The following is a 15,225-nucleotide window of genomic DNA, read 5'->3' on the forward strand; positions in this document are numbered from 1 at the left end:
GCCCGCTCGGCCGACGTAAGTGACGTCTCGGCCGACGGGAGCGACTACTCGGCGGTGAGGTGGGCGGCTACTGCCGCTGCTTGGCCCCGGATCTCGGGGATGGCGGTGGCCTCGTAGAGCGCGCCCTTGCAGGGCGGGCCGACGGTCAGAAGATTGGGTACGACGCTGCCGTCTGCTCCGATGACGTGGCCGTCCTCGGTGACGTCGATGCCGAGGCGCAGCGGGTCAGGGGCGATCAGGCCGCGCTTCTGGAGCGCGAGCAGGAGCGGGTTGTCGGTGCGGGTGATGTCGGGTGAGGGGCCGGTGCAGTTGATCGCCGCGGTGACCTCGCGGTCGCCGTCGGCCAGGGAGACGACCGGCCGCTCGGCAGAGGTCCGGCAGCCGAGCACTCCGCCGCCGAGGATCTCCAGGCGTCCCTCGGCCCGGTAGGCGTCGAGGAGGGCGGCGATGCGCGGGGCCATGCGGTGCCGACGTACCTCCCACTCGCGAGCGTAGACCTCGCGGAAGCGACGGCGCTCCGGCTCGGGCAGGCGGCGCCAGATCGACTGGGTCGGGCCGCGGAGGCCGTCGATGACGGCACGCCAGTCGACGCCGAGACCGGCCGCGTGCTCGATCTGCTCGCGTACGAGCGAGGCGATGCCGTCGGCGGTCAGCGGGCCGTCGGGGATCGGGGTCACCCAGGAGGTGAACTGGTCGTCGACGTGGGGGTTGGGGACCAGGCCGTGCCGGCTCACCATGATCACCCGGCGCTCCGGGGAGTCGTCGAGGAGCGTGACGGTGGTGTCGACGGCGGTCAGGCCGGTGCCGACGACGAGTACGGTCGCGTCGACGGGCAGGGCGCTGATCCGGGCCACGTCCCAGGGGTCCGACAGGTTCCAGGGCGCCTCGGGCAGTCCGGCCAGCGGCTGGGGTGGCGGGTTGCCGTAGGCGAGGACGACGGCGTCGGCGACATGTCCTTCGTCGTCGCCGGTCAGCACCCGGAAACCGGCGCCGACCGGCTCGACGTCGATGACCGTCTCGCCGACCGTCTCCAGCGTGCCGGTACCGGCCTCCGCCGCGTGAGCGAGCCGGTCGCGCAGATAGCGCGCGTAGTCGCGCCGGGGCAGGAAGTCGATCGGGCCGAGCTCGATGCCGGCCTCGGCCGCCCAGTCGAGCAGGTCGTCACGGTCGTCGGGGAAGCCCGACATGTTGTTGGCCCTGACGTTGAGGAGATGGCGGCCGTCAGTGGTCGAGTAGGCCACTCCGTAGCCGGGCTCTCCGCGCGACTCGAACAGCGTCACCGAAGCACCGCGGCGGAGCAGGTTGATCGCGGTCAGCGTTCCGCTGGCTCCTCCCCCGATGATCGCCACCGTGGTGGTGGGGGTCGGCGTGGCCGGCGCGGCGTCTGTCGTCACCCGGACAGGGTAGCTGCGTTATCCAGGCTTTGTTCACCGGGTTACTCGATTTACAGACGAACCGCAAAAATCTATTTGCAAAGATCTCTTTGCAGTCTACGGTGGACCCATGGCAGCACGTGAGATCGTCCCCGGAGTCGACCAGCTCAAGGCCCTCACCCACCCTGTGCGCGTACGCATGCTCGGGATCCTCCGCGTCGACGGACCGGCGACGGCGACCACGTTGGCCGCCCGGCTCGGCATCAATTCCGGCGCGACGTCCTACCACCTCCGGCAGCTCGCACAGCACGGCTTCATCGAGGACGATGAGAGCCGCGGCAACGCCCGGGAGCGCTGGTGGAGGGCCGCTCACCAGGCGACCGTGACCGGTGACAGCGACGTACCGGACACCCCCGAGGGCCGCGAGACCCTCGACGCCTACCTGCAGACGGTCGTCACCATCTACGCCCAGCGCCTCCAGGAGGCGATCGAGGAGCGGGCGCTTCTCCCCCAGGAGTGGCGCGAGGCCTTCGGTCTCAACGACCGCGTCGTCCGGCTGACACCCGCCCAGGCCTCACGCGTCGAGGAGCAGGTCAACAAGATCATCGACGACCTGGAGGAGGAGCCGGGGGGCGAGGCCGTGATGTTCCAGTTCCACGTCTTCCCGCTGCCGGGTCACGTCAGCACCGAGACGAGAGATGACCAGGAGAGATAGGCCATGAAGCTCCCCCTCTACGGCTGGCTCGCCGCCGAGACCATCTCGCTGGTCGGCACCCGCATCTCGATGCTGGCGCTGCCCTGGTTCGTGCTCGAGACGACCGGCAGTCCCGCCAAGGCCGGTCTGATCGCGCTCTTCGAGATGACACCGCTGGTGCTCAGCAAGATCTTCGGCGGCCCGATCATCGACCGGATCGGCCCGCGCCGGGTCGCGATCGCCTGCGACCTCGGCTCGGCCGTCGTGGTCGGCCTCATCCCCCTGCTGTACGTCGCAGGCCTGCTGCACTTCCCGATCCTGCTCGCGCTCGTCGCCCTCGCCGGCGCGCTGCGCGGCCCCGGTGACTCGGCGAAGTCGTCGATGATCCCGCAGCTGGTCGAGGCGGCCGGGGTGCCGACCGAGCGGGCCACCGGGCTCCACTCGTTCGTCGAGCGCACCGCCTCGATGCTCGGCGCCGCCGCGGCGGGGCTGCTGATCGGCCTGGTCGGCGCGACCGACGCGATCATCATCGACGCCGCCTCGTTCGCCCTCGGTGCTCTGGTGCTTGCCGTGACGACCGCCGGGCTGGCGCGGGCCCGTGGCCCGGAGCCCGAGGAGCACCCCGCACGCCCCACGCCCTACCGGGCTCAGCTCGCCGAGGGCTGGCACTTCCTCCGCCGTGACCGGGTGCTCCTCGGGATCGCGTTCATGGTCGCCCTGACCAACCTGATCGACCTGGCCTGGAGCAGCGTGCTGATGCCGGTATGGGGCCAGCAGCACGCCGGCCCCGAGACGATCGGCCTGCTGTTCGCCACCTTCTCCGGCTTCTCCGCGGTGGGATCGGCCGTGGCCGCGGCGCTCGGTGACCGGATCCGCCGCTACCCGACGTACCTGGTCTGCTTCCTCATCACCGGGATCCCACGGTTCCTGGTGATCGCCTTCGGGGCACCGCTGTGGGTGGTGTTCGTGGTGTTCGCGATCGGCGGGACGAGCAGCGGGTTCATCAACCCGATCCTCGGAGCGATCCAGTTCGAGCGGATCCCTGCCCACGTGCTCGGTCGGGTGATGTCGCTGATCTCGGCCTTCGCGTGGGGGCTGATGCCGCTCGGCGGGCTGCTCGGGGGTGGCTTGGTCTCGGCTTTCGGTCTGACCGTTGCTCTCGTCGTGTGTGGTGTCGCGTACTTCTTGGTCACGATGTTTCCCGCGATCGACCCGACCTGGAAGCAGATCGAGCGGCGTCGGGAGATGGTTGCTGCGTAGGTGCTGTCTTTCGCTGCCGCGCCGTTGGCCGCCGACCCTTTCGGGCTTCGGATTGGGTTGGGAGCCGGCCATTGACAGCGCGGGTTCAGGGGGTCGCGGAAGGGGTGGCGCAACACGCCAAACACGGCTCTCGAGATGGCGCAAATATGCCACTTGAACTGCGAAAACAGCGTTCTCTTCTGGGCATGAAATTGGTAAAATCGGGGGCATGGAAGCACTCCTCGACCCCGACGACACCACCAGCGGCCTGCTGGCTGCGGTGCGTACGTCGCGGGCGGTCGCGGAGCAGGCTGACCGGGACGTGCTGATCGCCGCCGCACGGTTCGCGGCGCTGCATTCCGTCGACTCCGCGGAGGAGTCCGCGCGGCTGGACGGGGACACCTTCGGGGACCGGATGTTGCCCCTGGCCGGGCCCGGGGCACCACTGGTCTCGGAGGCTGCGGCGGTGGAGTTCGCGGCCGTGTGGGGCCGCTCCACCCAGGCGGGGAAGAGGTTTCTCGGGGACGCGGTCGAGCTGCGTTACCGGCTCAAGCACGTCTGGGCGCGGATCCTGGACGGGTCCCTGCTGGCGTGGCGTGCCCGTCGGATCGCCGACCTGACCAGGGACCTCGATGCCGATGCCGCTGCCTGGGTCGACCAGCAGATCGGACCGTATGCCCATCAGGTCGGGACCCGGCAGCTAGAGCGGATGATCACCCAGGCCGCCGCCCTGTTCGAACCCGATGTCGCTGCTGCGGTCGCGGAGTCGGATGCGGTCGAGCACCGTTCGGTCACCATCACCACCACCGAGACCACCCCGTTCGTTGCCACCGGTGCCGAACAAGGCCAAGCCGTGCTCGCGTTGGGGTATCTCGACGGTGTGCTCGACGCCGCGGATGCTCTCGATCTGGAGCAGGCGGTGACGATGATCGCCCGTGGCCTCCTTGGGGAGGATGCGTACGCGACCGCGAGCCTGGACGTACGACGCGCGGCCGCACTCGGGATCCTCGGGCGGGCCTACAACTCCGGCTCCCTCGACGGCGTCCCCGGAACCGCCCGGGTCGTGGAACTGGTCGTCCACACCGACACCCGCGAGCTGGCCGGCACCGGCCTGGTCCGCCTCGCCAACACCCGCGGCCTGGCCACCATTGAACGCCTCGAGCAGTGGGCCACCACCCCGGGCACCGTGATCAAGCCGATCGTCGTGGTCGACCTCACCGAGGACATCGAAGCCGCGGGCTACGTCCCGACCACTCGTCAGCGGCGCCAGGCCGAGCTGCTTCACCACAAGTGCTCGTTCCCGTACTGCGAAGCCCGCGCCGAGCACTGCGACCTCGACCACCGCGTGGCGTACGCAGACGGCGGCCCGACCAGCAGCCGCAACCTCACCCCGCTGTGCCGACAACACCACCGGATGAAGACCCACCACGGCTGGCGCTACCAACGCATCCGAGCAGGCACCTACAGATGGCACAGCCCCCACGGCTACGAGTACCTCGTCACCCCGGTCGGCACCATCGACATCAGCAACGACCTCGACCCACCCCTCACCCTCGCCGCCTGAAGCAGCGTGCCCATGACCAGAGATCCATGCAAATCGCATATAGTTTGGGCATGGAGTCGACCCTTGAGGCAGCCATCAATGAGTGGCACACGAGTGTCAATGACGGGGATACGGAACGGTCGGCACGAGCGGTAGGTGACCCGATCGTCGTCCTGGGTCCGAAGGGCGCTGGCCCGATCACGCCATCGCAGTTCGCGGACTGGGTCGACCGTTCCGGCATCAAGCTGATCCCACGGTCATGGCATCCGATCAGCGACCGCCTGATGGTGGTCGAGGAGGACGCCACCTGGCCGGAGAGCAAGGCACCGACGCGCGTGGCCACGGTCTTCCGTGCTTCTGGCGGGAAGGTGACCGCCGCGCTGCGCCTGCCGGACCTCGAGTCAGCTCTCGAGCTGGCCTACATCTGCCGCGAGATGGCGGCATCAGAATGACCAGCCAAGGCCGCGGCCAGGTCCTGTTCCGCTTCGTACGTCACTGGTCGCGCCGCCCAGCGACGCGAGACACCGGGGTCGACCAAGGGCGACTTGTGCTGGTCACCGAGTCGGTCCAGGATCTCAACCAGCGCGGAGCAGCCGCAACGGTCAATGCGGTCGCGCACGAGATCGGGATCGACCAGAGCGGAGCCTCACGATTGATCAAGAGCGCCACCGCGGCCGGCTATCTGATCATGACGGCGTCCACGACCGATGGCCGCCGACGCGAAGCGTCGCTCACCCCCGCTGGCCGATCCATGCTCGACCAGGCTCATCGCTGGCAGGAGGAGATCTTCGACCAGCTGACCACAGGCTGGAGCGAGAAGAGACGCCGCGACTTCGAGAAGGCGATGACCGAGCTCATGGACCGCTCCTACGCGCTGGACGCGTGATCGCCACCGGCGTCACCGATGTCCAACCCTCCGACAGCTAACAGGCTTCCCGCAGCCGTGGGATCCTCGGGATGCCGCCGAGCCGCTTGTTGTAGCGGACCTGGTCGGAGTATCCCTCCAGGAGAGTCCACAGCGCCTTGTGGGCCGGCCACGGGATGGCCTCGCCGGGGAACGCCCAGCTCGAGCCGAAGCCGATCCAGACCGGGACCCAGTCCTTGGCGCAGTCCCACTCGCCGCGCTTGGACATCAGCAGACGGTGGCGGACCTGGAACGCGAGCCGCTGCCCGTCCTTCACGATCGGAGCCGCGCACACCCGCCACAGCGGCATGTCGAGCGCCATCAGCTCGATCTCGATGTCACCCAGAACGCGCGGGTCCACCAGGACCGTAGCGACGTTCTCATGCGGGCGCCTCATGAACATCACGCTAGCGGCGAGCACCGACAAACGTGGCTGGATCCGCCAGGAGCGAACAGCGCGACCCGATTCGCCACCCCGCCGGACAAGACGTACGCAGCGGGCCTATCATCCCTCCCAATCTCGATCGGGCAGGGAGGCCCGAGTGGAGGATCGAGGAAGGACCCTACGTTGGCACCCCCGAGGCAGCCCAGAACGGGCGAAGAAGCCGAGAAGTACGCCGCGGAGCATCTGCACACCCTCGGCTGGCCCGACGCCGCCCCATCAGGCAGCACCGCAGCCGCCGACGTCGACATCATCGGCGGCCGGCCGGACAACGTCGTGGTCGCACAGGTGGTGCTCACCCGCTCACCAACGGAGGCGCGCAGCGTCTGTGCCGTACGCGGCGCGGGCTACGCCTACGACGCCCGGACGGTCGCGCTGTTCAGCCGCGCGGGCTACACCGTGGACGCGGTCGAGTGGGCCGACCGGGTCCGGGTCGCGCTCTTCGAGTTCGCCGCCGACGGCTCGATCCGGACGCACGGGAAGCACGCGGCCGAGCTGGTCACCACCGCCACGGCCCCGGCGCCGACCTCGACCCTCGGCCGGGCACCCGAGCCGGCCCCCGGGCGTCACATCGACCCCACCCGCACCGGCAGCTTCACCTTCACCTCGAAGATCCCCGCGATCAGGCCCCGCCGGAGGGCCGGCGACAAGCCCGCTCCGGAGGTCGCTGCGGAGGTCGCTGCGGACGTCGCTCCCGACCCGGCACCGAAGGTCGTCGAGAAGATCGCCGGCCCGCTGACCGGCCAGGTCCCCGCCTACACGACCATGAGCATCCCCAAAGCGCCGACCCCGCCGCCGGGCGAGCGCTGGGTCCCGGACGGGCTCGGGCCGATCCTGGACGCGATCGTCCGGGCGTCGCAGCTGCCCGTGGTGCTCGTCCTGGGCTCGGACCAGCGAGCTGAGTGGGTGCGGCAGACCTTCCAGGTCGGCACGATCACGGTCACCGACGAGAGCGTCCTGCCGATGCTGCTCTCGCTGGTGACGGGCCGGGAGTCGCAGTACGCGAGCGGCGAGTCCTATCACAAGGTCGACGGCCTCAAGCCCCAGGGCGAACGGGCGCTGGAGTCCTGGCGGGCGTGGGAGGCGTACGACCGCGCGATGGCCATCTATCGCCGGGCGGTCTGAGTCCCAGGCCGCTCAGCAGTAGCCGAGCATCTCCTCGAGCGCCCGTCGCTCGCTGTCGTCGGCGGCGAGCGACCAGCGCGCCTTGGTCTCGATCCAGCGGGCTGCGTACGCACACTGGAACCCCTTCCGCGGACGCCAGCCCGCCGGGTCGTCGTCGCTCTTGCTCATGTTGGTCGGGCCGTCGACGGCGAGCAGGTTGCCCAGGTCGTTGGCGAAGGCACGGCGCCGGTCCGGGGACCAGCCGCTCGCGCCGGAGCGCCAGGCCTCCGAGAGCGGCACGACGTGGTCGATCTGGATCGCCTGAGCCTGCCGGGGCTCCTTCAGGTCGGTGAAGACCAGGCGTCTGCCGGTGTAGGGGTCGACCCACGTCCCGGCGAGCACGTCGTGGTCGCAGCGCCCCTGCGGCCGGGTCCGCACCTCGACGGCGTCGCGCAGGAGCACGTCGTCGCGCTGGTTGCACCCGTTGCCGTCGCTGTCCGCCCAGCTCCCGCCGAACGATGAGCGCGCGTAGGCAACCAGCCCGTCGGGTCGCCTCGCGACCGTCGCCAGATCCGCGAGATCACCACGAGCCGAGCGCACGTCGACCGGCCCCGCTGAAGGCTCCGCGGTCGCCACCGGCGGCGTACGTCGAATCGCCGGCGCGTCCTCGGGAAGCCACAACGAGACCGCCCAGCCGACGATCGCCAGCAGGACGACCAGCACTCCCAGCGACGTACGTCTCCCCACGCCGTCGCATTGTGCCCGCGACCACCGACATCGATCCGCCGCACCGCAGGTATTACCGAACGATGACGGATGTGCCGAACCCTGTCGCCCGCGGATCAGCGCTGGCAGAGTGAAGCCATGACTGGGCTGGACATGGGACAGGCACCCCGCGCCGAGGTCGGGGTCATCGGCGGGACCGGGCTCTACGAGTTCTTGACCGATGCCGAGGAGGTGGCGGTCGAGACTCCCTACGGTGATCCGTCCGCGCCGGTCACGGTGGGAACGGTCGCCGGGCGGTCGGTGGCCTTCGTGCCCCGCCACGGCCGCGCGCACGAGTACCCGCCGCACGCCATCCCCTACCGCGCCAACCTCTGGGCGCTGAGGTCGCTGGGCGTCACCCAGGTGCTCTCCCCCAGCGCTGTCGGCGGTCTCCGGCCGGACGCCGTCGCCACCGGCGACCTGGTCACCCCCGACCAGCTCGTCGACCGCACCTGGCGCCGGATCCCGAGCTACGTGGAGAGCGGCGCCACCCACGTACCTCTGGCCGATCCCTACTGCGCGCGGATCGCCAAGGCGTACGTCGCCGCCGACCCCTCCGTGAAGGTCGGCGGCACGCTCATCGTGATCGAGGGTCCGCGGTTCTCGACCCGGGCGGAGTCGATCCACCATGCCGCCCAGGGCTGGACGCTGGTCGGGATGACCGGCGCCCCGGAGGCGGCGCTCGCCCGCGAGCTGCGGATGTGTTACGCGCCGTTGTGCCTGGTCACCGACATGGACGCGGGTGCGGCCGAGGGCGAGGGCGTCGACGAGGACGACGTCTACGCGCTCTTCGCGGCCAACCTGGAGCGGATGCGCACCATCCTGGCCGACACGATCGAGGGCCTGCCCGACCCGGCCGGATGCTCGTGCTCGACCTGGGCCGAGGGCAAGACCCTCGCCTACGAGATCCCATGAGGGTCCTGCTCACCGGGTCCGCCGGGTTCATCGGCACCGCGATCGGCCGGGTGCTGGAGGATGCGGGCCACGAGGTCGTACGCGTCGACGTGCTGTTGCCGATGGCCCACGGCGAGGCGGCCGAGGTGCCGCCCGGGACGAACCTCCTCGACGTACGCGACGCCGTCGGCTGGGGCGATCTGCTGGACGGCATCGACGCGGTGTGCCATCAGGCCGCGGTCGTCGGTGCCGGGGTGACCGTGGCCGACCTCCCGCTGTACGCCGCGCACAACGACCTCGGCACTGCAGCGCTCCTGGCCGCGATGAGCGAGCACGGCGTCTCCCGGCTGGTGCTCGCCTCCTCGATGGTCGTCTACGGCGAGGGCCGCTACGTCTGCGCGACCCACGGCGACCGGGTCCCCCCGCCGCGCTCGCGGGCAGCGCTCGACTCCGGCGACTTCGAGAACCACTGCGACCTCTGCGGCGGCGCACTGACCTGGGCGGCGGTCGCCGAGTCCGCCCGGCTCGACCCGCGCAGCTCGTACGCCGCCAGCAAGGTCGCCCAGGAGCACTACGCCTCCGCGTGGGCTCGTCAGGCCGACGCGACCGCGATCGCGCTGCGCTACCACAACGTCTACGGGCCGCACATGCCCGCGGACACGCCCTACTCCGGGGTCGCCGCCATCTTCCGGTCCTCCCTGGAGCGGGGCGAGGCGCCGCAGGTGTTCGAGGACGGCGGCCAGCAGCGCGACTTCGTCCACGTCGACGACGTGGCCCGCGCCAACCTGGCGGCACTGGAGGCGACCTCCGAGCGCCCACGCGGGGAGCTGGCGGCCTACAACGTCGCCTCCGGACACCCGGTCACGATCAGCGAAGTGGCCTCGCTGGTCGCTCGCGGAACACGGACGCAGGTGGAGCCGGTGGTCACCGGGCGCTACCGGATCGGCGACGTACGCCATGTCGTCGCGTCCCCGGAGCTCGCGGAGAAGGAGCTCGGCTTCCGCGCCGAGGTGCTGCCGGAGGTCGGTCTACCGGCCTTCGCCACCGCGCCGCTGCGGTCCTAGCTGATCCCCCCGCTGGTCGAGCCGCCGGAGCCGCTAGGCGAAGGCGTGTCGAGACCAACACAGTCCCCTGTCGCGCTCGATAGGACTGTGTTGGTCTCGACACGCTCGGCCGCAGGCGGCCTCGCGGCTCGACCAGCGGGCAGTCACCAGCTCGTGTAGAGCAGGTGCTGGACGAGCAGCGCGGTGAGGAGCTGCAGGGCCAGGCCGGGCCGTCGCCAGCGCTCGGGCAGCAGGGCGCAGCCGAGGGTGAGCCAGGGCATGAACGGCAGCCAGATCCGCTCCACCTCCGCCCGGCTCATCTGGGAGGCGTCGGCGAGAGCGACCATGATCACCGCGGCCGCGACCAGTACAACGACCACCCGGTCGGCCCGTTCGCGGCGGGCCGCCCAGGTGGCGCCGAGCCCGGCGCCGACGAGCGGCCCGGCGCTGAGCGCGAGCGCGGCCAGGTTCCCCCAGGTCCAGTAGGCGCCCGGCCGCTGGTTCGCCAGTCCGTCCCAGTAGCGGTCGACCAGCACCGGATACGCCTCCCACCAGGCGAAACCGCCGGCGGCGAAGGTGAGGACCACCGCGAGCGCCGATGCCGCCGCGATCGGCAGCACCCACCAGCCCCGACCGAGCCAGAGCACTGCGAGCGCGAGCACGCCGGTGAGCGGGAGGCCGTACGACATCATCACGACGTAGCCGAGGAGCAGGCCGGCGAGGACCGCCCACGGCCAGCCGCGACCGGCCCCGGCCCGGCAGGCGAGGGCGAGACAGCACATCCCCCAGGCGACCGCGACCGCCATCACCGCATCGGCCGACACCGCCAGGAACACCGCGCTCGGAGAGAGGACCAGGTACGGCACCGCCGCCCGTGCCGCCTCCTCGGCGCCGAGGACGCGGACCGTCGTCATGACTCCCAGCGGCAAGGTCGCGGCGAGCGCGACGACGACCAGGCCCGCGGCGAGGTCACCACCGAGGCCGACCTTCACCAGGAGCACGAAGAAGAGCACCATCCCGGGCGGGTGGCCGGCGATGTGCACCGGCCAGTTCCCATCCGGGGCGTCGTAGGGGATCCGGGAGACGTACTCGCGCAGCAGCCCCGGTACGTCGTCGACCGACCTGGCCGTCTCGAGGTACTCCGTCGGGTTCCCCAGCACCCGCGAGATGCCCTCGGGGCCGTCCACCAGCGCCAGCGCCAGCAGCCACACCAGCCCGGCGGCGTACGCGACCAGGAGCAGGCGCCGCCACGGCAGCCGCCTCGCCATCGGATCGGCCCAGCGCAGCGACGCGAGTGCGAGCAGGACCGCGGGGACCGTGCCGAAACCCACCTTGACCTGCGGATATCCGTGGAGCGGAGGGAACGTGCCGTCGTCGAGGTGCACGCGTGGCCACACCTGCCAGTCGAGCAGGGGTGGCACGGCAACGGCCGCCACGATGAGCGCGATCGTGATGACGAGCCCCACCAGGGCGGCGCGGTGAGCTGAGGAGTTCACGACTGCGAGCGTAGGTCCGCGACGGCCCGATGGCCGCCGGCGCACGGGCCCGTCACCGGACCGTAAGATCTGCGGGCCCCATCGGCGGCGGCTCGTTCCTAGAGTCGATCGTATGGCCGAGAACAGCCCCGAGATCAACCCCGGGACCAGCCCAGACATAGACCTTGTGCTGCCCTGCCGCGACGAGGCCGCAGCTCTGCGCGAGCTGCTGCCACGGGTGCCGGCGGGGCTCTCCGTGATCGTCGTCGACAACGGTTCGACCGACGGCACCGCCGACGTCGCCCGCGCGCAGGGGGCGCGGGTGGTGTCGGAGTCGCGGCCGGGGTACGGGGCGGCGGTGCACGCCGGGCTGCTGGCCGCGACCGCTCCCTACGTCGTGGTGATGGACGGCGACGGCTCGTTCGATCCCGAAGCCGCGCTGCCTCTGGTCGAGACGATCAGGCGTGACGAGGCCGACCTCGCGCTGGGCTGCCGCAGGCCGGTGACCCCCGGCGCCCAGCCGTGGCACGCCAGGGTCGGCAACCGGCTGGTCCTGGCCGCGCTGCGGCGTCGCACCGGTCTGCGGGTACGTGACATCGCGCCGCTGCGCGCGGCTCGCCGGGAGGCGCTGCTCGGCCTCGGCGTGGAGGACCGGCGCTCGGGCTATCCGGTCGAGCTCCTCGATCGTGCCGCCCGCGCCGGCTGGCGGGTCCACGAGATCGACGTCGACTACCACCCTCGGACCGCAGGGACCCGCTCGAAGGTCTCCGGCTCCGTGCGGGGCAGCCTGCGGGCGGCGTACGACTTCTGGCGGGTGCTCTCGTGATCGAGCCGACGCTCCTCCTCGTTGCCAAGGCACCGGTGCCCGGGCTGGTGAAGACCCGGCTCGCGGCCGGCGTCGGGGAGACGGCGGCCACCGCCGTCGCGGCGGCCGCGCTGCTCGACACGATCGAGGCCTGCACGCTGGCCGTTGGACCGGACCGATGCCGGCTGGCCCTCTCCGGCGACCTCGCCGAAGCGGTCCGGGCGGACGAGATCCGGACCGCTCTCGCGGGGTGGACTCTCGCCCCGCAACGCGGAGACGGACTCGGCGAGCGACTCGCGAACGCCCACGCCGAGGTCTCCGGACCGGTGGTGCAGATCGGCATGGACACCCCGCAGGTGACCCCGGCCGGACTGCTGGCCGTGGCCGACGGCCTGGAGGCGGCCGATGCCGTGCTCGCTCCGGCCGAGGACGGCGGCTGGTGGACCCTGGCGCTCCGCGACCCGTCGGCGGCCACCGCGCTGCGCGACGTCCCGATGTCCACCCCCCAGACGTACGCAGCCACCCGCTCCGCGCTCGAAGGACTCGGCCTTCGGGTCGCCGCCGGTGAGCGGCTGCGCGACGTCGACCATCTGGCCGACGTCGCTCCGGTCGCTGCAGCCGCCCCGCACACCCGCTTCGCGCGGGTCGCGGCCGAGATCGCGCGGGTCGCTCGATGACCGCGGCGACGGCCGAGTCGGCGTTCGCGCATGCCTTCGCCAGCAAGGAGTGCCGGGTGGTGAGCGTCGACGGCAGGTCCTCGCGGCTTCCTGTCGAGGACTGGACCCGGACGGCTGACGCCTCCGACCTAGCCCTGCTCGCGCACTGCGTCGGACCGACGATCGACCTCGGCTGCGGCCCCGGCCGGATGACCGCCGCTCTGACGGCCCGGGGCCTGCCCTCGCTCGGCGTCGACGTCGTCCAGGAGGCCGTAGCCGAGACCGAGGCCCGAGGCGGCCGCGCGGTCTGTCGCGATCTCTTCGAGCCGTTGCCCGGCGAGGGCTGGTGGACGACCGCTCTCCTCGCCGACGGCAACCTCGGCATCGGCGGCGACCCGCTCGCCCTCCTCGCCCGCGTACGCCGGCTGCTGGTGCCGGGCGGCCGGGTGGTCGCCGAGGTGCACCCGCCCGGGACGCCGAGCGGCCCGCTGCTCGCGGAGCTGGTCTGCCGGTGCGGTGGCTCCTCGACGTTCCCGTGGGCGGTCATCGGCGCCGATGCGATCGGATCGATCGCGGCCGAGGTCGGGCTCGCGGTGAAACGGCTCGAGCCGCTGCCGCACCGCCGAACACAGCCCCGCCGGCCAGTCCCGGCCCCGTTCACCCCAGCCGGCGACCGCTGGGTCGCCGTACTCGTGGAGGAGGCCGCATGAGAATCCCCTCTGAGGACTCCTTCACCTCGCGCCTGCGCAGCGCGGCGGTCGCCGCGCGGGTCGGGCTCTGGCTCGGGATCTGCTTCCTGGTCGCACTCGTGACCGGCCTGATCAGCCACTACGCCCAGCTCGACCATCAGTCGGTGCCGCTGCCTGCCAGCCCGTCGCGGCTCTACCAGCTCACCCAGGGCCTGCACGTCGTCGCCGGCACCGCGGCGATCCCGCTGCTGCTGGTCAAGCTGTGGGTCGTCTTCCCCAAGCTCTTCCAGCCGATGCCGCGGCAGGTCCGCGAGGCGCTGCCGACGGCGCTGGAGCGTGGCTCCATCGCGGTCCTGGTCAGCACCTCGCTGGTCCAGCTCGCCACCGGCCTGCTCAACGTCGCGCAGTGGTATCCGTGGGGCTTCAGCTTCCGCAGCACCCACTACGCGCTCGCGTTCGTCGCCGTCGGAGCGCTGCTGGTCCACATCGCGGTGAAGCTGCCGGTCGTACGCGACGCCCTGGCGGGAGGCGTCGACGACACCTCCCACGACCGGCCGAACGCGGTCGGGCCCGGACCGGTCAGCCGACGCGGCGTGCTCGCCCTGGCCGGCACGTCCGCGGTCGCCGCCGCCGTGCTCTATGCGGCGGGCACCGTCCCCGGCCTCAGCCGGATCGCCGCCCTCTCGCCACGTTCCCGTGAGCACGGCATCCCGATCAACCGCACCGCGCACTCGGCAGGGGTGGTGGCCGAGGCGAGCAGCTCCGCCTACCGGCTCGAGCTCGTCCACGGCACGACGACCCGGTCGCTGACCCGCGACGACCTGGTCGCCATGAAGCAGCGCACCCACACCCTCCCGATCGCCTGCGTCGAGGGCTGGAGCGCCTCCGGCGAGTGGGGCGGCGTACGTCTCCGCGACCTGCTCGACCTGGTCGGCGCCCCGCCGGGGCGCGAGGTGCGGGTCCGGTCCATCCAGACGTTCAGCGCCTCGGCCGACACGGTGCTTCCGCCGAACTTCGCCGATGACGACCGGACCCTGATGGCCCTCATGCTCGACGGAGAGACGCTCTCGATGGACCACGGCTACCCGGTCCGGCTGATCGCGCCCGACCGGCCCGGGGTCATGCAGACCAAATGGGTCTCCCGGATCGAGGTGATCTGATGCGAGGCATGCGCAGAGCGATGATCCTGCTCGGAGCGGTCGGGATGGCGTACGGCGCCTGGCTGCTGGTGAGCCGCCAGGACCTCGGCCAGATCGTCGAGGTCGTCCTCTGGCTCGCGGCGGCGGTCGTGATCCACGACGGGATCCTGGCGCCGGCCGTGCTCGGGCTCGGCTGGCTCGGCGGCCGGCTGCTGCCAAGGGCGGTCGCCCGGGGCGCGGTCACGGTTCTCGTGCTGCTCGGTCCCGCGACCCTGATCGCGATCCCGGTCGTCGGCCGTTTCGGTGCGAAGCCGGACAACCCGACGCTGCTGGACCGCGACTACACCCAGGGACTGCTGGTCTTCGCGGCGCTGTGCGTGTGCGCCGGTGTCGCCGTCGCGCTCGGCGAACTACGCTCACGACAGCCCGTCCGAGCGACCACCGAGGAGGATGAGTAGGC

General features: G+C 71.5%; 17 protein-coding genes. 13 read left to right on the plus strand and 4 right to left on the minus strand.

The genetic code is table 11. From position 1 onward, the window contains the following. Positions 1–44: 44 nt before the first annotated feature. Positions 45–1,394, minus strand: a complete 1,350-nt coding sequence (locus ABT304_RS05460; protein WP_350713682.1) for an FAD/NAD(P)-binding protein — start codon at positions 1,392–1,394, stop codon at positions 45–47. Positions 1,395–1,503: 109 nt separating this feature from the next. On the opposite strand from ABT304_RS05460, the gene ABT304_RS05465 reads away from it, so the two are divergent. From ABT304_RS05465 to ABT304_RS05485, 5 genes are all read left to right on the plus strand, one after another. After that, positions 1,504–2,088, plus strand: a complete 585-nt coding sequence (locus ABT304_RS05465; RefSeq protein ID WP_350713683.1) for an ArsR/SmtB family transcription factor — start codon at positions 1,504–1,506, stop codon at positions 2,086–2,088. A 3-nt stretch (positions 2,089–2,091) separates the two neighbouring features. Continuing rightward, positions 2,092–3,327 (plus strand): MFS transporter, encoded by a 1,236-nt coding sequence (locus tag ABT304_RS05470; RefSeq protein ID WP_350713684.1) that lies wholly within the window; start codon positions 2,092–2,094, stop codon positions 3,325–3,327. Between the two features lie 208 nt (positions 3,328–3,535). Further along, positions 3,536–4,870 (plus strand): HNH endonuclease signature motif containing protein, encoded by a 1,335-nt coding sequence (locus tag ABT304_RS05475; protein ID WP_350713685.1) that lies wholly within the window; start codon positions 3,536–3,538, stop codon positions 4,868–4,870. A gap of 50 nt (positions 4,871–4,920) precedes the next feature. Beyond that, positions 4,921–5,301: a hypothetical protein gene (locus tag ABT304_RS05480; protein ID WP_350713686.1), complete on the plus strand. Its 381-nt coding sequence runs from the start codon at positions 4,921–4,923 to the stop codon at positions 5,299–5,301. Continuing rightward, a complete protein-coding gene (locus ABT304_RS05485) occupies positions 5,298–5,735 on the plus strand; it encodes a MarR family winged helix-turn-helix transcriptional regulator (protein WP_350713687.1) in 438 nt (145 codons plus the stop codon). Before ABT304_RS05480 ends, ABT304_RS05485 begins: the two co-directional genes overlap by 4 nt. A 37-nt stretch (positions 5,736–5,772) precedes the next feature. Here ABT304_RS05485 and ABT304_RS05490 read toward each other — a convergent pair whose 3' ends face one another. Further along, complete coding sequence (locus ABT304_RS05490; protein WP_350713688.1) at positions 5,773–6,150, minus strand: hypothetical protein; 378 nt, start codon at positions 6,148–6,150, stop codon at positions 5,773–5,775. 171 nt (positions 6,151–6,321) lie between these two features. On the opposite strand from ABT304_RS05490, the gene ABT304_RS05495 reads away from it, so the two are divergent. Continuing rightward, positions 6,322–7,320 carry a hypothetical protein gene (locus ABT304_RS05495; RefSeq protein ID WP_350713689.1) on the plus strand — a complete coding sequence of 333 codons (999 nt, stop codon included), beginning with the start codon at positions 6,322–6,324 and terminating at the stop codon, positions 7,318–7,320. A 12-nt stretch (positions 7,321–7,332) separates the two neighbouring features. On the opposite strand, the gene ABT304_RS05500 is transcribed toward ABT304_RS05495, so the two are convergent. Next, positions 7,333–8,046, minus strand: a complete 714-nt coding sequence (locus ABT304_RS05500) for an HNH endonuclease family protein (protein ID WP_350713690.1) — start codon at positions 8,044–8,046, stop codon at positions 7,333–7,335. 117 nt (positions 8,047–8,163) lie between these two features. On the opposite strand from ABT304_RS05500, the gene ABT304_RS05505 reads away from it, so the two are divergent. Both ABT304_RS05505 and ABT304_RS05510 read left to right on the plus strand, forming a co-directional pair. After that, on the plus strand, positions 8,164–8,979 hold the full coding sequence (locus tag ABT304_RS05505) for an S-methyl-5'-thioadenosine phosphorylase (RefSeq protein ID WP_160026351.1): 816 nt from the start codon (positions 8,164–8,166) through the stop codon (positions 8,977–8,979). Then, a complete protein-coding gene (locus ABT304_RS05510; protein WP_350713691.1) occupies positions 8,976–10,022 on the plus strand; it encodes an NAD-dependent epimerase/dehydratase family protein in 1,047 nt (348 codons plus the stop codon). Before ABT304_RS05505 ends, ABT304_RS05510 begins: the two co-directional genes overlap by 4 nt. Positions 10,023–10,165: 143 nt before the next feature. Here the strand turns inward: ABT304_RS05510 and ABT304_RS05515 are convergent, their stop codons facing one another. Next, positions 10,166–11,497 (minus strand): hypothetical protein, encoded by a 1,332-nt coding sequence (locus ABT304_RS05515; RefSeq protein WP_350713692.1) that lies wholly within the window; start codon positions 11,495–11,497, stop codon positions 10,166–10,168. 112 nt (positions 11,498–11,609) lie between these two features. Between ABT304_RS05515 and ABT304_RS05520 the strand changes: the two genes are divergently transcribed. From ABT304_RS05520 to ABT304_RS05540, 5 genes are read left to right on the plus strand one after another with little or no spacing between them, the layout of a single operon-like run. Next, positions 11,610–12,302, plus strand: coding sequence for a glycosyltransferase family 2 protein (locus ABT304_RS05520; RefSeq protein ID WP_350713693.1), 693 nt, complete (start codon positions 11,610–11,612; stop codon positions 12,300–12,302). Continuing rightward, the gene (locus ABT304_RS05525) at positions 12,299–12,958 is read left to right on the plus strand and encodes a TIGR04282 family arsenosugar biosynthesis glycosyltransferase (RefSeq protein ID WP_350713694.1); all 660 of its coding nucleotides are present in this window, start codon (positions 12,299–12,301) and stop codon (positions 12,956–12,958) included. Before ABT304_RS05520 ends, ABT304_RS05525 begins: the two co-directional genes overlap by 4 nt. Further along, positions 12,955–13,647: a methyltransferase domain-containing protein gene (locus ABT304_RS05530; protein WP_350713695.1), complete on the plus strand. Its 693-nt coding sequence runs from the start codon at positions 12,955–12,957 to the stop codon at positions 13,645–13,647. The genes ABT304_RS05525 and ABT304_RS05530 overlap by 4 nt, the downstream gene beginning before the upstream one ends. Next, on the plus strand, positions 13,644–14,786 hold the full coding sequence (locus ABT304_RS05535) for a molybdopterin-dependent oxidoreductase (protein WP_350713696.1): 1,143 nt from the start codon (positions 13,644–13,646) through the stop codon (positions 14,784–14,786). The genes ABT304_RS05530 and ABT304_RS05535 overlap by 4 nt, the downstream gene beginning before the upstream one ends. An 8-nt stretch (positions 14,787–14,794) precedes the next feature. After that, positions 14,795–15,223, plus strand: a complete 429-nt coding sequence (locus ABT304_RS05540; RefSeq protein ID WP_350713697.1) for a hypothetical protein — start codon at positions 14,795–14,797, stop codon at positions 15,221–15,223. Positions 15,224–15,225: the final 2 nt, after the last annotated feature.

The organism is Nocardioides sp. NPDC000445 (genome assembly GCF_040300245.1).
Taxonomy (GTDB): domain Bacteria; phylum Actinomycetota; class Actinomycetes; order Propionibacteriales; family Nocardioidaceae; genus Nocardioides.